Source organism: Amycolatopsis sp. NPDC051128 (assembly GCF_040682715.1).
Lineage (GTDB): Bacteria > Actinomycetota > Actinomycetes > Mycobacteriales > Pseudonocardiaceae > Amycolatopsis.
Genome location: NZ_JBFBBN010000011.1, coordinates 34251 through 59511, shown reverse-complemented (window position 1 = coordinate 59511; position 25261 = coordinate 34251). Strand labels below are relative to the sequence as shown.

General features: G+C 74.8%; 2 protein-coding genes. Both read left to right on the top strand.

Going from position 1 to position 25261, the window contains the following annotated elements:
* The first annotated feature begins 10 nt into the window (after window positions 1-10).
* Window positions 11-10327, top strand: coding sequence for an SDR family NAD(P)-dependent oxidoreductase (locus AB0M82_RS14345; RefSeq protein ID WP_364721472.1), 10317 nt, complete (start codon window positions 11-13; stop codon window positions 10325-10327).
* 2 nt (window positions 10328-10329) lie between these two features.
* On the top strand, window positions 10330-25236 hold the full coding sequence (locus AB0M82_RS14340) for a type I polyketide synthase (RefSeq protein WP_364721470.1): 14907 nt from the start codon (window positions 10330-10332) through the stop codon (window positions 25234-25236).
* Window positions 25237-25261 lie beyond the last annotated feature (25 nt).

Genomic DNA, 25261 nt, shown 5'->3' with positions numbered 1-25261 from the left:
AGGACCCCCCATGTCGAGTGAAGACAAGCTCCGCTACTTCCTCAAGCGCGTGACAGCCGACCTGCACGATGTGCGGGCCCGGCTGCGCGACGCCGAGGAGAAGGCGGGCGAGCCGATCGCGATCGTCGGCATGGCCTGCCGGTACCCCGGTGGGGCGAACACGCCCGAACGGCTGTGGGACCTGGTGGCCGGCGAGACCGACGCCATCTCCGGTTTCCCGGCCGACCGCGGCTGGGACACCGCCCGGCTCTACCGGCCCGGCGACGCGCGTCCCGGCCACAGCTACGTCCGCGAAGGCGGGTTCCTGCCGGAAGCCGCGGACTTCGACCCGGAGTTCTTCGGGATCTCGCCGCGCGAAGCCGTCGCCATGGACCCACAGCAGCGGCTGCTCCTCGAGGTCGCGCACGAGGCGTTCGAACGCGCCGGCCTGCCGGTCGACGGCCTGCGCGGCAGCCGCACCGGCGTGTTCGTCGGCGGCATGGCCCAGATCTCCGGCCCCTCCGAAGAGCAGATCGAGGCCCTGTCGGGTTACCTCCTGACCGGCAGCGCGGCCAGCGTGTTCTCCGGCCGGATCGCCTACACCTTCGGCCTGGAGGGCCCGGCGCTGACCGTCGACACGGCGTGCTCGTCGTCGCTCGTCGCGATGCACCTCGCCGCGCAGGCGCTGCGCGCGGGCGAATGCACGCTCGCGCTCGCCGGCGGCGTCACCGTGATGACCACGCCGGAGGGGTTCGTCGAGTTCAGCCAGCAGGGCGGGCTCGCCGCCGACGCGCGCTGCAAGGCCTTCGCCGAGGCCGCCGACGGCACCGCCTGGGGCGAAGGCGCCGGCATGCTCCTGCTGGAACGGCTGTCCGACGCCCGCCGGCTCGGGCACCCGGTGCTGGCGGTGCTGCGCGGTTCGGCGGTCAACTCCGACGGCGCCTCCAACGGCCTCACCGCCCCCAACGGGCCCTCTCAGCAGCGCGTGATCCGCGCGGCGCTGGCCAGTGCGCGGCTGGCGCCGTCCGATGTGGACGTCGTCGAGGCGCACGGCACCGGCACGACCCTTGGCGACCCGATCGAGGCCGAGGCCCTGCTCGCGACGTACGGCCAGGACCGCGACCGGCCCCTGTGGCTCGGCTCGCTCAAGTCGAACATCGGGCACACGCAGGCCGCCGCCGGGGTCGGCGGCGTGATCAAGGTCGTCGAGGCGATGCGCCACGGCGTGCTGCCGAAGACCTTGCACGTGGACACGCCGTCCTCCCACGTGGACTGGACGTCCGGGCAGGTCCGGCTGCTCACCGAACCCGTGCCGTGGCCCGAGACCGGCACGCCGCGGCGGGCCGGAGTGTCGTCGTTCGGGGTCAGCGGGACCAACGCCCACGTGATCATCGAGGCGGCCGACGCCGCGCCGGCCGAGCCCGCCGCGGCGCTGCCGGTGGTGCCGTGGGTCCTGTCGGCGCGGACCGGCACGGCCCTTCGCGACCTCGCGAAGGCGCTGCGGGCCCATCTCGGCGACGACCCGGTCGACGTCGGTCGGGCGCTGGCCACCACCCGGTCGGTGCGCGAACACCGGGCCGTGGTGCTCGACGCGGCCGGGCTCGACGCGGTCGCCCAGGGCGTGAGCGAACCGGCCAGTCCCGGTGACGTCGTCTTCGTGTTCCCCGGCCAGGGTTCCCAGTGGACCGGCATGGGGCTTTCGCTGCTCGAATCGTCGCCGGTGTTCGCGGCGCGGATGGCCGAGTGCGCCGCCGCCCTCGGTTCCTTTGTGGACTGGTCGCTCCTGGACGTCCTCGACGGCGACCTGCGACGGGTCGACGTGGTCCAGCCGGTGCTGTGGGCCGTGATGGTTTCGCTGGCCGAGGTCTGGCGCTCCCACGGGGTCGAACCGGCGGCCGTCGTGGGCCACTCCCAGGGGGAGATCGCCGCCGCCGTCGTCGCGGGTGGCCTGTCCCTCGAGGACGGTGCCCGGGTGGTCGCGCTGCGGAGCAAGGCGATCCTGCGGCTGTCGGGCCTCGGCGGCATGGTGTCGCTGGGTGTTTCCCCCGAGCGTGCGGAAGAGCTGATCGCGCCCTGGGCCGGGCGGATCTCGCTCGCGGCGGTCAACGGGCCGTCGTCGGTCGTGGTTTCCGGCGAGACCGAGGCCCTGGACGAGCTGCTGGCCTCGGTGGACGTCCGGGCCAAGCGGATCGCCGTCGACTACGCCTCCCACTCCGCGCAGGTCGAGCTCCTGGAAGACGAACTGGCTGCCGCGCTGGCTCCGGTCCGGCCGCGGACGGGGAAGATCCCGTTCGTCTCCGCGGTGACCGGCGAGCCGCTCGACACCGCCGAGCTGGACGCGAGTTACTGGTACCGCAACCTGCGTGAACCCGTCCGCTTCGACCGGGCCGTGACGTCGCTGCTGGCGGGCCGGGCGACCGTGTTCGTCGAGTGCAGCGCCCACCCCGTGCTCACCGTCGGCGTCGAGGAGACGATCGAGCGGACCGGCGCGGCCGCCGCCGCGGTCGGCACCCTCCGCCGCGACGACGGCGGCCTGACCCGGCTGATCACGTCGCTGGGCGAGGCGTTCGCCCGCGGTGCGGACGTCGACTGGGCCGGGTTCTTCGCGGGCACGGGCACCCGCCGCGTCACCCTGCCGACCTACCCCTTCCAGCGCGAGCGCTACTGGTCCGGGCCCGCCGCCCCGCGTCGCCGCACGGCGGCCGACGACCTGCGCTACGAGACCACCTGGCGCCTGGTCCCGGTCGAGCGATCCTCTTTGGACGGCACCTGGGTCCTCTGTGGTCCGGACGGGGAACTCACCGATCGCCTCGAGCGCGGTCTTGTCCGCCACGGCGCCGAGGTGGTCCGCTCGGCCGGCGAGCCGGAAGACCTCACCGGCGTCCGCGGTGTCCTGGCGGTCGCCCCGACCGGGCGCGTGCCGGGCCACCCCGCGGTCCCGGCCGGGTTCGCGACGACCCTCGGCCTGGTCCAAGCTCTCGCCGCCGCGGAAGCTCCCCTGTGGACGGTCACGCGCGGAGCGGTGTCCACCGGCGCCGCGGACCCGGTCACCGACCCGGAGCAGGCGCTCGTCTGGGGCCTGGGCCAGGTCGTCCGCAAGGAGCAGCCCGGCCGCTGGGGCGGCGTCGCCGACCTGCCCGCCGACGTGGCTGACACCGACGACAGCGTCGTCGACCTGTTCCTCAGCGCCCTGACCGGCACCGAAGACGAACTCGCCGTCCGGCCCGACGGCGTGTTCGCGCGTCGCCTCACCCGCCCCGCGACCGCCACGGTTCGCCGCGAGTGGCGCCCCGAAGGCACGGTCCTGGTCACCGGCGGCACGGGTGCGCTCGGCGCGCACGTCGCCCGCAGGCTGGCCACCCTGGGCGCCCCGCACCTGCTGCTGGTCAGCCGGAGCGGCGGCGGCGCCGAGGGTGCGGCCGAGCTGGAGAACGAACTCACTGCCCTCGGCTCGCGGGTCACCATCGCCGCGTGCGACGCCGCCGACCGCGACGCGCTCGGCGCGCTGCTGGCCGCTCTCCCGGCCGACGCCCCGCTGCGCGCGGTGATCCACACCGCCGCCGTCCTCGACGACGCCGTCCTCGACGAACTGACGCTCGACCAGGCGAGCCGCGTCCTCCGTGTCAAGGCCGAAGCCGCGATCGCCCTCCACGAACTGACCCGCGACCTCGACCTCGACGCCTTCGTGCTGTTCTCGTCCCTCGCCGGCACGTACGGCGGCGCCGGCCAGGGCAACTACGCGCCCGGGAACGCCTTCCTCGACGCCTTCGCGCGCTACCGCCGTGGCCTGGGACTGCCGGCGACGTCGATCGGCTGGGGCCACTGGGCGGGCGGCGGCATGGCCGACGGCGCGCTCGAGGCACGCCTGGTGCGGCGCGGCGTCCCGCCGATGCCGCCGGAAGTGGCGCTCGACGGGCTGCAGCGCGTGCTGGACCTCGACGACACGGCCGTCGTCGTCGCGGACGTCGACTGGGCGGCCGCCCAGGACCCGGGCCCGCTGCTCGCCGACCTCCCGGAGGTTCGCGAGCAGCTCATCGCCGAGCCCGGCCTCGCGGACCTGGCGCCGGACGAGCGGGACCGGCGGCTGCTGAAGATCGTCCGCACGCAGATCGCCGCCGTGCTCGGGTTCGCCGAGCCCGACCGGATCGACGCCGCCCGCGCCCTGCGCGACCTGGGCTTCGACTCGCTGACCGCGGTCGAGTTGCGGAACAAGCTCGGTGCGGCGGTCGGCCTGCGGCTGCCCGCGACCCTCGTCTTCGACCACCCGAGCCCGGCCGCGCTGGTCCGCCACCTCGCCTCGCACTTCGGCGGCCGCGAAGACGTCACCGACCACGCCGAGCGCGGCGCGGCCGACGAGCCGATCGCGATCGTCGCGATGAGCTGCCGGTTCCCCGGCGGAGTCGGCTCGCCCGAGGACCTGTGGGAGCTCTTGGCCGCGGGCCGCGACACGGTGGTGCCGTTCCCGGCCGACCGCGGCTGGGACGTCGACGCCGTGTACGACCCGGATCCCGAGACCCCGGGCCGCTCCTACGTCCGGCACGGGTCCTTTGTGGACGATGTCACCGGCTTCGACGCGGCGTTCTTCGGGATCAGCCCGCGCGAGGCGCTGGCCATGGACCCGCAGCAGCGGCTGCTGCTGGAAACGACGTGGGAGGCGTTCGAACGCGCCGGGCTCGACCCGGCGGCGCTGCGCGGCAGCCGGGTCGGCGTCTTCGCCGGCACCAACGGCCAGGACTACAGCACCCTGCTGATGAACGCCCGCGAGCAGGTCGAGGGCTACCTCGGCACCGGCAGTTCGGCCAGCGTGTTCTCCGGCCGGGTCGCGTACGCGTTCGGGCTGGAGGGCCCGGCGGTCACGGTCGACACGGCGTGTTCGTCGTCGCTGGTGGCGCTGCACCTGGCGGCGCAGGCGCTGCGGCAGGGGGAGTGTTCGCTCGCGCTGGCCGGCGGGGTCACCGTGATGTCCACGCCGATCGGGTTCGTCGAGTTCTCGCGGCAGCGCGGGCTGTCGGCCGACGGCCGGTGCAAGCCGTTCGCGGCCGCCGCCGACGGCACGGCCTGGGGCGAGGGCGCCGGGCTGCTGCTGGTGGAGCGGCTGTCGGACGCGCAGCGCCTCGGCCACCCGGTGCTGGCGGTCCTCCGGGGCTCAGCGGTCAACCAGGACGGCGCGTCCAACGGCCTGACGGCACCGAACGGCCCGTCACAGCAGCGGGTGATCCGCGCCGCGCTGGCGACCGCGGGCCTGGAACCGTCCGATGTGGACGCCGTCGAAGCGCACGGCACGGGCACTCGCCTCGGCGACCCGATCGAGGCGCAGGCCCTGCTGGCCACCTACGGGCAGAACCGGGGCGGTCCGGTGTGGCTGGGTTCGGTGAAGTCGAACCTCGGCCACACGCAGGCGGCCGCGGGTGTCGCAGGGGTGATCAAGATGGTCCAGGCCCTGCGGCACGGGGTACTCCCGAAGACCCTTCACGTGGACGAGCCGTCCTCTCAGGTGGATTGGACGACCGGGGACGTCCGGCTCCTGACGGAGTCCGTGCCTTGGCCCGCTGGAGAACGGGTGCGTCGCGCCGGAATCTCGTCCTTCGGGATCAGCGGCACCAACGCGCACATCGTGCTGGAGGAAGCTCCTCGCGCGCCCGTCGCTCCGGCAGAGACCTTCTCGGGTCCTGTCGTGCCGTGGCTGGTCTCGGCTCGGAGCGAAGCCGGCCTGCGGGCTCAGGCCTCGCGTCTGCTGGAGTTCCTCGAGTCCGGACCCGATCTCGTCGAGACCGCGCGGACGCTGGCGACCGCTCGCGCGTCGCTCGAGTGCCGGGCCGTCGTGCTGGCGTCCGACCTCGAGGGCTTCCGCCGTGGGCTGACCGGGCTCGCCGAGGGTCGGTCCGTCGCCGAAGTGGTGCGATGCGCGTCCGGTGGGAAGGTCGCTTGCCTGTTCTCCGGGCAGGGTTCGCAGCGGGCCGGGATGGGTCGGGAGTTGTCCGAGGCGTTCCCGGTGTTCGCGTCGGCTTTTGATGAGGTTTGTGGTTATTTGGATCCGCGGTTGGGGGAGTTTTGGGGTTCGGCGGAGACGGAGTTCGCTCAGCAGGGGATTTTTGCTGTTGAGGTGGCGTTGTTCCGGCTTCTGGAGTCGTGGGGTGTGCGACCGGACTTCGTGGTCGGCCACTCGGTGGGGGAGGTCGCGGCGGCTCATGTGGCCGGGGTTCTTTCCCTTGAGGATGCTTGTGCGTTGGTTTCGGCTCGCGGTCGGTTGATGGGTGCGCTGCCTGAGGGTGGTGTGATGATCGCGGTTCAGGCGGCTGAGGTGGATGTTGTGCCGTTGCCGGAGGGTGTGTCGCTGGCGGCGGTGAACGGTCCGGATTCGATTGTGCTGTCGGGCTCTGAGGCCGCGGTGGCTGCGGTTGCCGCGAAGTTCGCGAAGACCAAGCGGCTCAATACGAGTCATGCGTTCCATTCGGCGTTGATGGAGCCGATGCTGCCCGAGTTTGCGGTGGCCATTGACGGGCTTGTGTGTGCTCCGGCGGTGGTGCCGTTTGTGTCCACTGTGGATGATTCGGTCGAGTTGTCGGGGGAGTATTGGGTGCGGCAGGTGCGGGAGCCGGTGCGGTTCGCCGACGCTGTCACGCGGCTGCGCGCCGAGGGGGTCACGCAGTTCGTCGAGATCGGGCCGGACGCCGTGCTCACTCCGATGGTCGAGGAGGCCGTGCCGACCCTCGTCGCCGGACGGCCGGAAGGCGCGAGCGTCCTGGCCGCCTTGGCGCGGCTGGCCGAGACCGCCGACTGGTCCCGGGTGTTCGGCGCCGGCCCGATCCGCACGGACCTGCCGACCTACGCCTTCCAGCACGAGCGGTTCTGGCTGGACGCCGCCGCGGCCGGCGACGTCGACGCGCTCGGCCAGGCCGCCACCGGCCACCCGCTGCTCGGCGCGGCGATGGAGCTGCCCGAGTCCGGCGGCTGGGTGCTGACGGGCGCGCTGTCGACGCGGACGTCGCCGTGGCTGGCCGGGCACGCCGTGCACGGCACGGTCATCCTGCCGGGCACGGCGTTCGTCGAACTCGCGCTGCGCGCGGGAGCCGAAGCGGGCTGCCCGACGCTCGAAGAGCTGACGATCGCCGCGCCGCTCGCGCTGACGGACACCGTCCGGGTCCAGGTGGCGGTCGGCGCGGCCGACGACGCCGGTCGCCGCCCGGTGACCGTGCACTCCCGCCGTGACGACGCCGAGCCGTGGACGCGGCACGCCACCGGCGTCCTGTCCGCCGAGCCCGTCGCCGCCGACGACGACCTCGGCGAGTGGCCGCCCGCCGGCGCGTCCGAAGTGGACGTCACCGACCTCTACCCGGGCTTCGAAGACCGCGGATTCACGTACGGACCGACGTTCCAGGGCCTGCGCGCGGGCTGGGTCCGGGACGGCGAGGTGTTCGCCGAGGTGGCGCTCCCCGCCGCCGACCGCGACCCGGCGGCCCGCTTCGGCCTGCACCCGGCCCTGCTGGACGCGGCCCTGCACGGCCTGGGGCTGGGAGAGTTGCTCCCCGACGACGGCCAGGGCCGCCTCCCGTTCACGTGGTCCGGCGTGACCCGGCACGCTTCGGGCCCGGCCTCCCTGCGCGTCCGGCTGACCCCCGTCGCCCCCGACACGGTCGCCCTGACGGTGGCCGGCTCCGACGGCCGCCCAGTTCTGTCGGTGGCGTCCCTCGTACTGCGCGCGGTCTCCCCGGACCAGCTCAGCCAGGTGAGCGACGCGCTCTTCCGCGTGGCGTGGCAGGAGGTCAGCGGTCCGTCCACTGCGGACCCGGTCCTGCTGCCGGTGGAAGCCGCGGATGTCCACACGACAACGGCGACCGTGCTCGCCGCGATCCAGTCCTGGCTCACCGATCCCCGCGACGGCGAGCTGGTGTTCGTGACACGAGGAGCCATCGCCGCGACCGACGGCGACAACGTGGCCGACCTCGCCGCGGCGGCGGCGTGGGGCCTGGTCCGCTCGGCCGGCACCGAGAACCCGGGCCGCTTCCGCCTGCTCGACCTGGGCGACGACACCGACTCGGTGCCCGCCCTCCCCGACGGCGAGCCAGAGCTGGCCCTCCGCGGCGGGCGGCTCTTGGCCCCCCGAATCGCCCGAGGCCCGGCGGCGGGCTTGGAGCTGCCGCTCGAGGATTGGCGGCTGGTGATCACCAAGCCGGGAACGGTGGACGGCATCGCGGTCCAGGTCTGCCCGGCGGCGCCGCTCACCAGCGGCGCGGCGCCGTTGCTCGGCGAAGGCGAAGTCCGCATCGCCGTCCGAGCCGCGGGCATCAACTTCCGCGACGTCCTCAACGTCCTCGGCCGATACCCCGGCGGGCCCGTCCCCCTGGGCCAGGAAGCCGCCGGCGTCGTGACCGAGATCGGCGCCGGCGTCACCACCCTGAAACCCGGCGACCGCGTCTTCGGCCTGTTCCCCGGCACCTTCGCCGCCCACGCCGTCACCGATCACCGGCTCGTCGCGCCCATCCCCGCCGGCTGGACCTTCCCGCAGGCGGCGACCACCCCCGTCGCCTTCCTCACCGCCTACTACGGCCTCGTCGAGCTCGCCGAGCTGAAGCCCGGCGAGTCCGTGCTCATCCACGCGGCCGCCGGCGGGGTCGGCATGGCCGCCGTCCAGCTCGCGCGGCACCTCGGGGCCGAGGTCTACGCCACCGCGAGCCCGGGCAAGCACACGACCGTCACGAACCTCGGCGTCGAGACAACTCACCTCGCCTCGAGCCGCACCCTCGACTTCGCCGACCGCTTCCCCCGGGTGGACGTCGTCCTCAACTCCCTGACCGGCGAGTTCGTCGACGCCTCCCGGAAGCTGCTCGCCGACGGCGGCCGGTTCCTCGAGATGGGCAAGACCGACGTCCGGGACGGCGAGAACTACCGCGCCTTCGACCTCGCCGAGGCCGGGGCCGAACGGCTCGGCCGGATGCTCGCCGAGGTCCTCGACCTCTTCGAAAAGGGGCACCTGCGCCCCCTGCCGGTCACCGCGTGGGACATCCGGCAGACCCCGGACGCCCTCCGCCACCTGAGCCAGGCCCGGCACGTCGGCAAGCTCGCCCTGACCGTCCCGCACCGGATCGACCCCGACGGCACCGTCCTGATCACCGGCGGCACCGGCGCGCTCGGCGCCGCCCTGGCCCGGCACCTCGTCCGCGACGGCGTCAAGCACCTCGTGCTCACCAGCCGCCGCGGGATGGCCGCGCCCGGCGCGGCCGCCCTGAAAGAGGAGCTGCCCGAGGTGACGATCGCCGCCTGCGACGTCGCCGACCGCGACGCCGTGGCGGAACTTCTCAAGACGCTGAGCAAGCCGCTCACCGCCGTCGTGCACGCCGCCGGGGTACTCGCGGACGCCACGGTCGACCGGCTCACCCTCGGCGACCTCGCGACCGTGCTGCGGCCCAAGGCCGACGGCGCCCGGCACCTGCACGAACTGACCCGCGACGCCGACCTGGCCGCCTTCGTGCTGTTCTCGTCGGTGTCCGGGCTCTCCGGCACGGCCGGGCAGGGCAACTACGCCGCCGCCAACGCCTACCTCGACGGCCTCGCCCGCCACCGCCGCGTGGCCGGGCTGCCCGCCGTCTCGCTCGCCTGGGGCGCGTGGGAGGCGGGCATGGCCGGCGGGCTCGACGAGGCCGACCGGCGCCGGATGGACCGGTCCGGACTGCTGCCACTGTCCACTGAGGACGGCCTCGCGCTGTTCGACACGGCGGTCCGAGACGCGGCGAGCCTGCTCGTCCCGATGCGGCTCGATCCGGCGGCGCTGCGCGGCGACGACGTCCCGCCGCTGCTGCGCGGGTTGCTCCGCGCCAAGCGGCGTGCGGCGGCGCCGTCCGACGCGGCCGGGCTGACCCGGCGGCTGACCGGGCGCACCCCGGCCGAGCAGGACGGGATCGTCCTGGAGCTGGTCCGCGAAGCGATGGCCGCCGTGCTCGGCCACGCCGACGCCACGGGCGTCGACCCCGGCCGCGGGTTCCTGGAGGTCGGCTTCGACTCGCTGACCGCCGTCGAGCTGCGCAACCGGCTCGCCACCGCGACCGGCCTGCGGCTGCCGTCGACGCTCGTGTTCGACCACGCCTCGCCCGCGGAGCTCGCGGCGCACCTGCGCGGCGAGCTGACCGGCGACGAGGCAGGCGCCGAGCGGCTGCTGTCCGAAGTGGACGGCCTGGAAGCCCGGCTGCTCACCGCCGATCTCGACGACGCCGCCCACGCGGCGATCCACGGCCGGCTGCAGACGCTGCTGGCCAAGTGGTCCGGCACCGCCCGGGCCGTCGTCCCCGACAGCCTCGCCACGGCGTCGGCGGACGACCTCTTCGACTTCATCGACAACGCATTGGGGAGCTGACGGTGTCCAACGAGGACCGGCTGGTCGAGTACCTCCGGCGGGTGACCGCCGAGCTGCAGCAGACGCGCACGCGGCTGCAGGAGGTCGAGTCCGGCGAACCCGAGCCGATCGCCGTCGTCGGCATGAGCTGCCGGTACCCCGGCGGCGTGGCGTCGCCCGACGACCTGTGGGACCTGGTCCGGGACGGCCGCGACGCCGTCACGCCGTTCCCGGCCGACCGCGGCTGGGACCTCGCCGCGCTGGCCGGACCGGACAGCGAACGCGGCACGAGCTACGCGACCGCCGGCGGGTTCCTCGATGACGTCGCCGGGTTCGACGCCGGGTTCTTCGGTATCTCGCCGCGCGCCGCGCTGGCGATGGACCCGCAGCAGCGGCTCCTGCTGGAGTCGGCGTGGGCGCTGTTCGAGGACGCCGGCGTCGACCCCGCGAGCCTGCGCGGCGGCCGCACCGGCGTGTTCGTCGGCGCGTCCTCCTCGGGCTACGGCAGCGGCTGGAACGTCGCTCCCGAAGGGCTCGAAGGCCATCTGCTGACCGGCAACGCCGGCAGCGTCATCTCCGGGCGGCTCGCCTACCAGTTCGGGCTGGAGGGGCCGGCCGTCACGGTCGACACGGCGTGCTCGTCTTCGCTGGTGGCGCTGCACCTCGCCGCGCAGGCCCTGCGCGCGGGCGAGTGTTCGCTCGCCCTGGCCGGCGGCGTCATGGTGCTCGCCTCGCCGACGTTGTTCGTCGAGTTCAGCCGCCAGCGCGGCCTGGCCGCGGACGGGCGCTGCAAGTCCTTCGCCGCCGCCGCCGACGGCACCGGCTGGGCCGAAGGCGTCGGCCTGGTGATGCTGGAGCGGCTCTCCGACGCCCGCCGCAAGGGCCACGAAGTGCTCGCGGTGGTCCGCGGTTCCGCCGTCAACCAGGACGGCGCGAGCAGTGGCCTGACCGCGCCCAACGGCCCCTCGCAGCAGCGGGTGATCCGCGACGCGCTGGCCGCCGCCCGGCTGGCACCGTCCGATGTGGACGCCGTCGAGGCGCACGGCACCGGTACCCGGCTCGGCGACCCGATCGAGGCGCAGGCCGTGCTCGCGACCTACGGCCGCGACCGCGCGCACCCGCTGTGGCTCGGCTCGCTGAAGTCGAACATCGGGCACGCGCAGTCCGCCGCCGGGGTCGGCGGCGTGATCAAGGTGATCCAGGCCCTGCGCCACGGCGTGCTGCCGAAGACCCTGCACGTGGACGAGCCGACGCCGCACGTCGACTGGGCGGCCGGGAACGTCCGGCTGCTCACCGAGGCCACGCCCTGGCCGGAGACCGGACGGCCGCGCCGCGCCGGCGTGTCGTCGTTCGGGATGAGCGGGACGAACGCCCACGTGATCCTGGAGCAGGCCCCGCCCGTCGAGCCCGCCGCGCTGCCCGCGCTGCCGGTCACGCCGGTGCTGCTCTCGGCCCGCACCGCGTCGGCGTTGCGCGAGCAGGCCCTTCGGTTGTCCACTGTGGAATCCGGCCTGCCGGAGCTGGCGGCCGCGCTGGCTACGCGGGGCGGGCTGGAGCACCGCGCCGTCGTCGTCGCCGAGGACCGGGACGCGCTGCTCACGGCCCTGCGGGAGTTCGACGTCATCCAGGGCGGCCCGGGCGGGAAGACCGCGTTCCTGTTCTCCGGACAGGGGGCCCAGCGGGCCGGGATGGGACGCGCGCTCTACGAGACGTTCCCGGCCTACGCGGCGGCCTTCGACGCCGTGTGCGCGCACCTCGACCCGCGTCTGAAGGACGTCCTCGGCACCGCCGAGCTGGACCGCACCGAGTTCGCCCAGCAGGGGATCTTCGCCCTCGAAGTCGCCCTGTTCCGGCTCCTGGAGTCCTGGGGCGTGCGGCCCGACTTCCTGCTCGGCCACTCGGTGGGGGAGATCGCGGCCGCGCACGTCGCCGGGGTGCTGACGCTGGCGGACGCCGGCACGCTCGTCGCCGCCCGGGGCCGTCTCATGCAGGCGCTGCCGGAAGGCGGCGCGATGATCGCCGTGCGGGCGTCCGAGGACGAGGTCCTGCCGCTGCCCGCGGGGGTGTCGCTGGCCGCGGTGAACGGGCCGGCGTCGGTCGTCCTGTCCGGGGCGGCGGACGCCGTGGCCGAGGTGGCCGCCCGGTTCGCGAAGAGCAAGCGGCTCAACACGAGCCACGCTTTCCATTCGGCGCTCATGGAGCCGATGCTGGCCGGGTTCCGGACGGTTCTGAACGGGCTTTCCTACGCCCCGCCGGTGATCCCGCTCGTGTCCACGGTGGCGGAGGACGCGTCCTGGGACGCGGACTACTGGGTCCGTCAGGTGCGGGAGCCGGTCCGGTTCCACGACGGCGTCGAGCGGCTGCGCGCCGAGGGCGTCACGGTGTTCGCCGAGGTCGGCCCGGCCGCGGTGCTCACCCCGCTCACCGACGACGTCGTCCCGCTGCTGCGCGCCGACCGGCCCGAACCGGCCACGCTGATCCGCGGCCTGGGCACCCTGCACGTCCGGGGCACCGTCGTCGATTGGCCGGAGTTCTTCGGCGGCACCCGCCGGCTCCCGCTGCCGCACTACCCCTTCGAGCACGAGCGGTTCTGGCTGACCGCGCCCGCCGCGACCGGCGACGTCACCGCCGCCGGGCTCACCCACCCCGACCACCCGCTCCTGGGCGCCGCGCTGGCCCTCGCCGACGGCGACGGCTTCCTCTGCACCGGCGTCCTCTCCCCGCGGTCGCACCCCTGGCTCGCCGACCACGTCGTGCTCGGCTCGACGCTGGTCCCGGGCACGGCGTTCGTCGAGCTGGCCCTGCGCGCGGCCGAGCAGGCCGGCGGCGACCGGATCGACGAACTCACCCTCGAAGCGCCGCTGACCCTCCCGGACGACGGCGTCGAGATCCAGATCGCCGTCGGCGCTCCCGGGCCGTCCCGCACCCTGCGGATCCACTCGCGCCCGGCGGGCTCGGCGTTCGACGAACCCTGGACGCGGCACGCCACCGGCACCCTGTCCACCGGCACCCGGCCCGTCGCGGACCCGGTCGAGTGGCCACCCGCCGGCGCCGAAGTCCTGGCCGTCGACGACCTCTACGCCCGGTTCGACGACCGCGGTTTCGGCTACGGCCCGGCGTTCCAGGGCCTGCGCGCGGCCTGGCGCCGCGGCAACGAGATCTTCGCCGAGGTCGCGCTCCCCGGAGCCGACGCCGGGAAGTTCGCCCTGCACCCCGCGTTGCTCGACAGCGCGCTGCACGCGATGGCGCTCGGCGTCCTGCCGGACACCGGCGCGGGCCGGGTGCCGTTCACCTGGACCGGCGTGACGGTGGCCGCGCGCGGCCGGGCGGCCCTGCGCGTCCGGCTCTCGGCCACCGGCGCCGACACGATCACGCTGACGGCCACCGACGAGGCCGGGCAGCCGGTCGTCGCGGTCGAGGCGCTGACCGTGCGGCCGGTCGCCGTGCCGCGGCAGTCGCTGTTCACCGTCGGCTGGCCGCAGCTGCCGCCGGGCGGGACGGCCGAGGCCATCCGGCCGACGTTCCTGCTCGTGGACGGCGGCACGGTCCACGATTCGACCGCCCGGGTCCTCGCCGGGCTGCAGGAGTGGCTGACCTCTTCGCACGAGCCCGGGGAACGCCTGGTCGTGGTGACCCGCGGCGCCGTTCCGGTCGACGGGGACGTCACCGATCTCGCGGGCGCGGCCGTGGGGGGCCTGGTCCGGTCCGCGCAGGCCGAGCACCCGGACCGGTTCCTCCTGGTGGACACCGACGATCCGGGGGGCCTGACCCGGTTCCCGGCTGGGGAACCGCAGTTCGCGATCCGCGACGGCCGCGTGTACGTGCCGCGCTTGACCCGGACCGCCGCGCCGGCCGCGGAAACGCCGGACTGGGACACGGTCCTGATCACCGGCGGCACCGGCGCGCTCGGCTCGGCCCTCGCCCGGCACCTGCTGGACCAGGGCGCCGGACGCGTCGTCGTCGCCGGGCGCCGCGGCCCGGACGCCCCCGGCGCGGCCGCACTCACGGAACTCGGCGTCGAGGTCGCCGCCTGCGACTTCACCGACCGGGACGCCGTTTCGGCGCTGCTCGCGTCGTTGCCCGGCCTCACCGCGGTGGTGCACGCGGCCGGAATCCTCGACGACGGCATGCTCGCGTCGCTGACGCCGGAGCGGCTCGCCGCCGTGCTGCGGCCGAAGGTGGACGCGGCCTGGCTCCTGCACGAACTCGTCCCGGACGCGCACCTCGTGCTGTTCTCCTCGGTCGCGGGCGTCTTCGGCGCCGCCGGGCAGGCGAACTACGCCGCGGCCAACTCCTATTTGGACGCACTCGCGGCCCACCGGCGGGCTCTCGGCCTGCCGGGCGCGTCGCTGGCCTGGGGTGCCTGGGACACCGGCATGGCCGCCGGGCGCGCCGGACTGTCCATCGAGGACGGGCTCGCGCTGTTCGACGCCGCGCTGGCCGCGGACCAGGCCGTCACCCTGCCCGTGCGGCTCGACCTCGCCGCGTTCCGCGCCGGTCCCGTACCCGCGCTGCTGCGCAGCCTCGTGCGGACGCCGTCCCGGCGCGCCCGGCCGGTTTCGTCGTTCGGCGAACGGCTGGCCGCTGTGCCCGCGGCCGAGCGGGAGACGCTGCTGCTGGACCTGGTCCGGACCGAAGCCGCGGCGGTGCTCGGGCACGAGCCGGGCGCCCGCGTCGACGCCACCCGGGCGTTCAACGACCTCGGATTCGACTCGCTGACCGCCGTTGAGCTGCGCAACCGGCTCGCCGAGGCGACCGGGCTGCGGCTGTCCTCGACGCTGGTCTTCGACCACCCCGGCGCGGACGCGCTGGCCGCGTTCCTCGGGGCCGAGCTGCTGGGCACCTCCGTTTCCGAGGTCTCTTCGGTCGTCGTGCGGGCCGACGAGCCGATCGCGATCGTGGGCATGAGCTGCCGGTACCCGGGCGGGGTCACCTCGCCCGAAGACCTGTGGCGGCTGGTGTCGGAAGGCCGTGACGGCGTCGGGGAGTTCCCGCTCGACCGCGGCTGGGACGTCGACTACGACCCCGACCCTTCGCATGCGGGCACGACCTACACCCGCGAGGGCGGGTTCCTGTACGACGCGGCGGAGTTCGACGCGGCGTTCTTCGGGATCTCGCCGCGCGAAGCCCTCGCGATGGACCCCCAGCAGCGGTTGCTGCTGGAGTCGTCGTGGGAAGCGTTCGAGAGCGCCGGGATCGCCGCCGACTCCCTGCGAGGCAGCCGGACCGGCGTCTTCGCGGGCCTGATGTACCACGACTACGGCGCCCGGCTCACCACCGCGCCGGCGGACGTCGAAGGGTTCCTCGGGATCGGCAACTCCGGCAGTGTCCTTTCCGGACGGATCGCGTACACGTTCGGGCTGGAGGGCCCGGCGGTCACCGTCGACACGGCCTGCTCGTCGTCGCTGGTCGCGCTGCACCTCGCGGCGCAGGCGCTGCGGTCCGGCGAGTGCTCGCTGGCGCTGGCCGGCGGCGTCACCGTGATGGCGACCCCGGCGACGTTCGTCGAGTTTTCGCGTCAGCGCGGCCTGGCCCCGGACGGGCGGTGCAAGTCGTTCGCCGCGGCGGCCGACGGCACCGGCTGGGGCGAGGGCGTCGGCGTCCTCGTCCTGGAACGCCTGTCCGACGCGCGGCGCAACGGGCATCGCGTGCTCGCCGTGGTGCGGGGCTCGGCGGTCAACTCCGACGGCGCGTCCAACGGCCTGACCGCCCCCAACGGACCGTCGCAGCAGCGTGTCATCCGTGCCGCGCTGGCGACCGCGGGGCTGGCGGCGTCCGAGGTGGACGTCGTCGAGGCGCACGGCACCGGCACCCGCCTCGGCGATCCGATCGAGGCGCAGGCCGTGCTGGCGACCTACGGTCAGGAGCGCGCCGAGCCGCTGTGGCTGGGTTCGGTCAAGTCCAACCTGGGGCACACGCAGGCCGCGGCCGGGGTCGCCGGCGTGATCAAGATGGTGCAGGCGCTGCGGCACGGGGTGCTGCCGAAGACGCTGCACGTCGACGAGCCGACCCCGCACGTCGACTGGACCGACGGTGCGGTCCGGCTGCTGACCGAGGCCGTTCCGTGGCCCGCCGGGGAGCGGGTCCGCCGCGCCGGGGTGTCGTCGTTCGGGATCAGCGGGACCAACGCCCACGTCCTGCTCGAAGAGGCGCCGGACGCTCCGGTCGTCCCGGCCGAATGGCCTGCCGTGCCGTGGGTGCTGTCGGCGAAGTCGTCCGCCGCGCTGCGCGCGCAGGCCCAGCGGCTGCTCGCCGCGGCGCCGGACCAGCCGGTCGCCGCCGTGGCCCGGACACTGGCCGTCGGACGTGCGGCGCTGGACCATCGCGCGGTGGTCGTCGGCGCCGACCGGGACGAACTGCTGCGCGGGCTTTCCGCCGTCGCCGAGGGGACCGCCGCCTCGGGCGTCCACATCGGACAGGTCGCCGATCGCCGGGTGGCGTATCTCTTCACCGGGCAGGGTTCGCAGCGGGCCGGGATGGGTCGGGAGTTGTATGAGGCGTTCCCGGTGTTCGCGTCGGCTTTTGATGAGGTTTGTGGTTATTTGGATCCGCGGTTGGGGGAGTTTTGGGGTTCGGCGGAGACGGAGTTCGCTCAGCAGGGGATTTTTGCAGTTGAGGTGGCGTTGTTCCGGCTTCTGGAGTCGTGGGGTGTGCGGCCGGACTTCGTGGTCGGCCACTCGGTGGGGGAGGTCGCGGCGGCTCATGTGGCCGGGGTTCTTTCCCTTGAGGAAGCTTGTGCGTTGGTTTCGGCTCGCGGTCGGTTGATGGGTGCGCTGCCTGAGGGTGGCGTGATGATCGCGGTTCAGGCGTCCGAAGCGGACGTTCTGCCGTTGCCGGAGGGTGTGTCGCTGGCGGCGGTGAACGGTCCGGATTCGATTGTGCTGTCGGGCTCTGAGGCCGCGGTGACTGCGGTTGCCGCGAAGTTCGCGAAGACCAAGCGGCTCAACACGAGTCATGCGTTCCATTCGGCGTTGATGGAGCCGATGCTGCCCGAGTTTGCGGCGGCCATCGATGGTCTTGTGTGTGCTGCGCCGGTGGTGCCGTTTGTGTCTACTGTGGATGTTTCGGTCGAGTTGTCGGCGGAGTATTGGGTGCGGCAGGTGCGGGAGCCGGTGCGGTTCGCCGACGCTGTTGCGCGGTTGCGGGCCGAGGGGGTCACCGAGTTCGTCGAGATCGGGCCGGACGCCGTCCTGGCCGCGATGGTGGACGGCTGTGTGCCGCTGCTGCGCGCGGGGCGTGCCGAGGTCCCGGCGGTGCTGTCGGCGGTGGCACGGCTGCACGTCCGCGGGGTTTCGCCGCGGTGGCCGTCGGTGTTCGGGGCCGCGACCCCGGTGGACCTGCCCGGCTACGCGTTCGAGCACAGCCGCTACTGGCTCGACGCCGGTCCGGCGGCGGGGGACGTGACCGCGCTCGGGCAGTCCGCGACCGGACACCCGCTGCTGGGCGCCGCGGTCGAACTGCCCGACGCGGGGACGGTGTTCACCGCCGCGCTGTCGGCCCGGACGGCGCCGTGGCTGACCGAGCACGAGGTGCTGGGCACGCTGCTGCTGCCCGGCGCGGCGTTCGCGGAGCTGGCGTTGCGGGCGGGGGCCGAGCTCGGCTGCCCGGTCGTCGACGAGCTGACGCTCGGCGCACCGCTGGTCCTGCACGGCGACGTCGCCCTGCGGGTCGCGGTCGGCGCGCTCGACACCGGACGGCGGACACTGACCGTCCACTCACGACAGTCGGACACGTGGACGCTCCACGCGACCGGCACGGTGAGCGACGGCGACGCGCCGGTGGCGAACCTGACGGAGTGGCCTCCCGCGGACGCGGTCCCGGTGCCGGTGGACGACCTGTACGACCGCGCCGCCTCGCAGGGGTTCGGCTACGGGCCGGCGTTCCAAGGCCTGCGGGCGGCGTGGCGGCAGGGGGAGACGGTGTTCGCGGAGGTGGCCCTGCCCCCGGACCGGGTGGCGGAGGCCGCCGGCTACGGCGTGCACCCGGCCCTGCTCGACGCGGCCCTGCACGGCGTCGGCCTGGGCGGCTTCGTGGACGGTCCGCACGTGCCGTTCGCCTGGACGGGCTTGACGCTGGCCGCGGCCGGCGCCGCCGAGCTGCGGGTCCGGATCAGCCCGGCGGGCCCGGACGCGATCACGTTGACCCTCGCCGACGCCACCGGCCGCGGCGTGGCGGCCGTGCGCTCACTGGCCCTGCGCCCGGTCGCGGCGGTGGCATCGGCCACGCCGGACGCGCTCTACCGGCTGGACTGGGTCCCGGCGGCGGAAACGCCGCTGAAGCCCAGCCTCCTGGACCTGGACTCCTTGACGGTGGGCGCCGACCCCGCCGAGCCGAAGCGCCCCAATGTGGCGTTGGGTGCGTTGGATGCACCGAACGCCACATTGGGTGCGTTGGACGCACCGAACGCCACTTTGGGTGCATTGGATGCAACCAACGCCACATTGGGTGCGCTGGACGCAACCAACGCCACATTGGGGCGCTCGGTCCCCGCCGTCATGGCGATCGAATGGGCCCCTTGCGACCTGACCGAAGCCGTCACCCGGGCGCTGGAGCTCGTCCGGACCTGGGTCTCCGACGACCGGTTCGCCCACTCCCGCCTCGTCGTCGTCACGCGGGGCGCCGTCGCGACCGAGCCGGGCGAGGACGTCACCGACCTCCCCGCCGCCGCGGCCCGGGGCCTGCTGCGCACCGCCCAGCAGGAACACCCCGGCCGCTTCGTGCTCGCCGACCTCGGTCCCGACGACCGGCTCCGCGAACTCCCCGACGAGCCGGAAGCCGCCGTCCGCGACGGCCGGGTCCTCGTGCCCCGGCTGGCCCGGGTCACCGAGCCCGGCGTGCCCACGACGATCGCCGGCGGCACCGTCCTCGTCACCGGGGCCACCGGCGCGCTCGGCACCGCCGTCGCGCGGCGCCTCGCCCAGCACGGCGCCGGGCACCTGGTGCTCACCTCCCGCCGCGGGCCGGCCGCCCCCGGCGCGCGGGATCTCGTCGCCGAGCTGGAAGAAACCGGCGCCCAGGTCACCATGGCGGCCTGCGACGTCGCCGACCGCGAAGACCTCGCAGCTCTGCTCGACCGCCTCCCGCCGCTCACCGCGGTCGTCCACGCGGCCGGGGTCCTCGACGACGGCCTCCTCACCGCCCAGGACCCGGCCCGGCTCGCCGCCGTGCTCGGTCCCAAGGCCGAGGCCGCCCGGCACCTGCACGAGCTCGTTCCCGACGCCCACCTCGTGCTCTTCTCCTCCGTCGCCGGGGCGTTCGGCAGCGCGGGACAGGCCGGGTACGCGGCCGCCAACGCCTACCTCGACGCCCTCGCCGCCCACCGCGTCGCGAACGGGCTGCCCGCGCAGTCCCTCGCGTGGGGGCCGTGGTCGGACGGCGGCATGGCGGCCGGGCTCGACCGGCGCCGGATCGGGCGCGGCGGTCTGCGCCCGATCGACACCGAGACCGGGCTGGCCCTGTTCGACGCCGCCCTCGCCCACGCCGACCCGGTCCTGTGGCCGGTCCTGCTCGACCACGCCGGGCTGCGCGCCCAGGGCGAGCATCTCCCGCCGATCCTGCGCGGGTTGGTCCGGACCCCGGTCAAGCGGGCCGCCCGCCGGACGGAAAGCCTGCTCGACGTCGTCCGCGCGGAGTCCGCGGCCGTGCTGGGGCACGCGTCGGCCGCCGCGGTCGAACCCGGCCAGGCGTTCTCCGAGCTGGGCTTCGACTCGCTCACCGCGGTCGAGCTGCGCAACCGGCTCGACGCGGTCACCGGGCTGCGCCTCGCCGCGACCGTCGTGTTCGACTACGCCACGCCGGAAGCGCTCGCGAAACACCTCGAAGCCGAGCTGAGCGGCGAACGAGCCGCGACGGCCGTCCAGCTGACGGCCGCCGTGGACGAGCCCATCGCGATCGTCGGGATGAGCTGCCGGTACCCGGGCGGCGTCACCTCGCCGGACGACCTCTGGCGGCTGGTCATGGCGGGCCGCGACGGCATCGGCGAGTTCCCCGCCGATCGCGGCTGGGACGTCGAGTACGACCCCGACCCCGAGCGGAGCGGCACCACCTACACCCGCGAGGGCGGTTTCCTCTACGACGCGACGGAGTTCGACGCGGCGTTCTTCGGGATCAGCCCCCGCGAGGCGCTCGCGATGGACCCGCAGCAACGCCTCCTCCTGGAGACGTCCTGGGAAGCCTTCGAAAGCGCCGGCATCGACCCGGGCACGCTGCGCGGCAGCCGCACCGGCGTCTTCGCCGGCCAGATGTACCACGACTACGGCGCCCGGCTCACCACCGTGCCCGAAGGCGTCGAAGGGTTCGTCGGCATCGGCAACTCCGGCAGTGTCCTTTCCGGACGCGTCGCCTACTCGTTCGGCCTCGAAGGCCCGGCGGTCACCGTCGACACGGCGTGCTCGTCGTCGCTGGTCACCCTCCACCTCGCCGCCCAGGCGCTGCGGCAGGGCGAATGCTCGCTGGCGCTGGCCGGCGGCGTCACGGTGATGGCGACCCCGGCGACGTTCGTCGAGTTCTCGAGGCAGCGCGGCCTCGCCCCCGACGGCCGGTGCAAGCCCTTCGCCGCGGCCGCCGACGGCACCGGCTGGTCCGAGGGCGTCGGCGTCCTCGTCCTGGAACGCCTTTCCGACGCCGAAAAGCACGGCCACCGCGTGCTCGCCGTGGTCCGCGGCTCGGCGGTCAACTCCGACGGCGCGTCCAACGGCCTCACCGCCCCGAACGGCCCTTCGCAGCAACGCGTGATCCGGCGGGCGCTCGCCACCGCCGGCCTCGGACCGTCCGATGTGGACGCCGTCGAGGCGCACGGCACCGGCACCAAGCTCGGCGACCCGATCGAGGCGCAGGCCGTGCTGGCCACCTACGGCCAGGACCGGGACACCCCGCTGTGGCTGGGCTCGATCAAGTCCAACCTCGGCCACACCCAGGCCGCGGCCGGGGTCGCCGGCGTGATCAAGATGGTGCAGGCGCTGCGCCACGGCGTGCTGCCGAAGACGCTGCACGTCGACGAGCCGACCCCGCACGTCGACTGGACCGCCGGGGACGTCCGGCTGCTCACCGAGCCCGTCCCGTGGCCCGCCGAAAACCGGGTCCGCCGCGCCGCGGTGTCGTCGTTCGGGATCAGCGGCACCAACGCGCACGTCATCCTGGAAGCCGGCCCGGCGCCCGCGGAAGCCGCCGTGCCCGCGCACCCGTGCCCGCCCGTCGTGCTCACCGCCAAGTCGCCGGCCGCCCTGCGCGCCCAGGCGACGCGCCTGCGGGCCCACCTGGCCGCCCACCCCGGCCGGCCGCTCCCGGCGGTCGCCCGGGCCCTGGTCACCACCCGGCCGCAACACGCCCACCGCGCCGTCGTCGTCGGCGACGTCCCGGCCGGGCTGGCCGCCCTCGGCCGCGGCGAACCCGGCGCCGTCACCGGCGTCGTCGTGCCGGACGGCCTGACCGCGTTCCTGTTCACCGGCCAGGGTGCCCAGCGGCCGGGCATGGGCCGCGAGCTGTACGAGACGTTCCCGGTCTACGCCGAAGCGTTCGACGCCGTCTGCGCGCACCTGGACCCGAGGCTGCGTGACGTCGTCTTCGAAGGACGGCCCGAACTGGACGGGACGGAGTTCGCGCAGCAAGCGATCTTCGCGCTCGAAGTCGCGTTGTTCCGGCTCGTGGAGGCGTGGGGCGTCCGGCCCGACGTCGTGCTGGGGCATTCGGTCGGCGAGATCGCGGCCGCGCACGTCGCCGGGGTGCTGAGCCTCGAAGACGCCGCGACGCTGGTCGCCGCCCGTGGCCGGCTCATGCAGGCGCTGCCCGAAGGTGGCGCGATGGTCGCCGTGCAGGCGTCCGAAAAGGACGTTCAGCCGCTGCCCGAAGGCGTCTCGCTGGCCGCGGTCAACGGGCCCGAGGCGGTGGTGCTCTCCGGCGACGCCGACGCCGTCACGGCGTTCGCCGCGGGCTGGGCGAAGACGAAACGGCTCAACACCAGCCACGGCTTCCACTCCTCGCTGATGGAGCCCATGCTCGGCGAGCTCCGCGCCGTCACCGAAAAGCTGACCTTCGACGAGCCGTGGCTACCCATCGTGTCCACAGTGGAGGACGGCGATCCGGCCACCGCGGACCACTGGGTCCGCCAGGTCCGCGAGCCGGTCCGGTTCCACGACGGCCTCGAGGCCCTGCGCACGCAGGGTGTCACGGACTTCCTGGAGCTGGGCCCGGACGGCGTGCTGACCGCGATGGTCGAGGACGGCGAGGCCGTCGCGACGCTGCGGGCGGACCGCCCGGAGGCGGAAACCCTGCTCACCGCGTTGGCCCGGCTCTACGTCCGGGGCCGCGCGGTCGACTGGGCCGCGGGCTTCGGTCCCGGCGGCGGGCACGTCGACCTGCCGTCCTACGCCTTCCAGCGGGAGCGGTTCTGGCTGGCCGCCGCGCCGGCCAACGACGTCACCGCGGCGGGCCTGGCGGCGACCGGTCACCCGCTGCTCGCCGCCGTCGTGCCACTGGCCGGGGAGGACGGCGTCCTCGGGACGGCCCGGCTGTCGCCGCGGACGCACCCGTGGCTGGCCGACCACGCCGTCGGCGGGACCACCCTCCTGCCGGGCACCGCGCTGCTGGAACTGGTGCTGCGGACCGCGGCCGAAGCCGGCTGCGACGTCGTCACCGAGCTGACCCTGGAAGCGCCGCTCGTGGTACCTGACCAGGGTGTTCAGGTCCAGGTCACGGTCGGCGCCCCCGAGGCCGGTGGCCGGCCGGTGCGGGTCCACGCCCGCCGTGACGACACCGAACCGTGGACGCGGCACGCCACGGGCACGGTCACCGAAGGCGGGAAGCCCGTGGTGGGCCTGACCGAGTGGCCGCCCGCCGAAGCCGAAGCCGTGCCGGTGGACGACGTCTACCCGCGGTTCGCCGGAGCCGGGTTCGGCTACGGCCCGGCGTTCCAGGGCCTGCGGGCGGCGTGGTCCCGCGGCGAGGAGCTGTTCGCCGAGGTCGGCCTGTCCGAGGTTCCCGGCGGGTTCCTGCTGCACCCGGCCCTGTTCGACGCAGCCCTGCACACGGCCGCGTTGCGCGGTGACGGCACCGCGAAGCTGCCGTTCGCGTGGACCGGGGTCCACCTCGCGGCGACGGGGGCGACGAGCCTGCGTGTCCGGCTCACTCCGGTGCCCGACGGCTTCTCGCTGGCGCTGGCCGACGGGACGGGCGCGCCCGTGGGTGTCGTGGATTCGCTGGCACTGCGGCCGTTCTCGGCCGAGGGCCTGGGTGTCCGGGACGCGCTGTTCCGCGTCGACTGGGTGCCTTCGCCGGTCACCGCGCCGCCCCTCGCGCGCTGCGCGGTGCTGGGTGAAGACACGGATCTCGTGGCCGCGCTCAAGCAGGCCGGTGCCGAGGTGACCGGCGATGCTCCGGACGTCGTGTTCCTGCCGGTGCCGCGGGTCGCCGGCGCGGTTCCGGCCGCGGTGCGCGAGACCGTCACGGCGGTGCTGGCCGCCGTTCGCGAGAGGCTGGCCGCCGAGGGGCCGAAGCTGATCGTCGTGACCCGCGGCGCGGTCGCGACGCGGCCCGGCGAGGACGTGCCGGACCTGGCCGCGGCGGCGGTGTGGGGCCTGCTGCGCTCAGCTCAGGCCGAACACCCGGGCCGGTTCGCGCTGCTCGACCTCGACGACCCGGACGCCGCGCCGGTGCCGACCGAGGAACCGCAGGCGGCGATCCGCGCCGGTGGTCTCCTGGTGCCGCGGCTGGCCCGCGTCCGCGCCGGGAACGGCGAGGCGCCGGCGACGTCCGGGACGGTGCTGGTCACCGGCGGCACCGGCGCGCTGGGCGCGGCCGTCGCCCGGCACCTGGCCACCCGGGGCGCCCAGCACCTGCTGCTGGTCAGCCGCCGCGGCGAGACGGCGCCGGGTGCGCCGGAACTGGCCGCCGAGCTTCGGGAACTCGGCGCCGAGGTGACGCTCGCCGCGTGCGACCTCGCCGACCGCGACGCGGTGGCCGGGCTGCTCGCCGCGCACCCCGTCACCGCGGTCGTGCACTCCGCCGGGGTGCTCGCCGACGGCGTCGTCGAAACCCTGACCCCGCAGCAGATCGAGACGGTGCTGCGGGCGAAGGCCGACGCCGCCTGGCACCTGCACGAGCTGGCCGGCGACCTCACGGAGTTCGTGCTGTTCTCCTCGGCCGCGGGCACACTCGGCACGCCGGGCCAGGCCAACTACGCGGCGGCCAACGCGTTCCTCGACGCGCTCGCCGCCCACCGCCGCGCGGCGGGGCTTCCGGCGCAGTCCCTCGCCTGGGGCCTCTGGGCCGACGGCATGGGCGATGCCGGCCGCCGCGGCGGCGTCACGGCACTGTCCACTGAGGATGGCTTGGCGTTGTTCGACGTCGCCCGCGCGGACGGCGCGGCGGCGCTCGTCCCGATCCGGCTCGACCTCACGGTCGCGGGCGAAGTGCCCGCGCTGCTGCGGGGTCTCGTCCGGACCCCGCAGCGGGCGGCGGCGCCCGCCCAGCTGGCGCAGCGCCTGGCCGCGGTGCCCGAAGCCGAGCGGCACGCGCTGCTCGTCGGGTTCGTCCGAGCCCAGGTGGCGGTCGTGCTCGGGCACGCCGACCCGGACGCCATCCCGGCCCGGCAGGCGTTCCGCGACCTCGGCTTCGACTCGCTCACCGCGGTCGAGCTGCGCAATCGGATCGGCGCCGAAACCGGGCTGCGGCTCCCGGCGACGCTGGTGTTCAGCTACCCGGACGCGGCAACGCTCGCCACGCACCTGGAGGCCGAACTGCACGTCGAGCCGGCCGAACCGGACCTGGCCGCGGTGCTCGCGGCCATCCCGGTGGAGCGGCTGCGCGCCGCCGGGCTGCTCGACGCGCTGCTGCGCCTGGCCGAGCCCGATGCCGAACCGGAACCGGCCGCCGAAGCCTCGATCGACGCCATGGACGTGGACGACCTCGTCTCCCTGGCGCTCGACCTTCCCTGACCAGACCGACCTGCGGAGCCCTCAC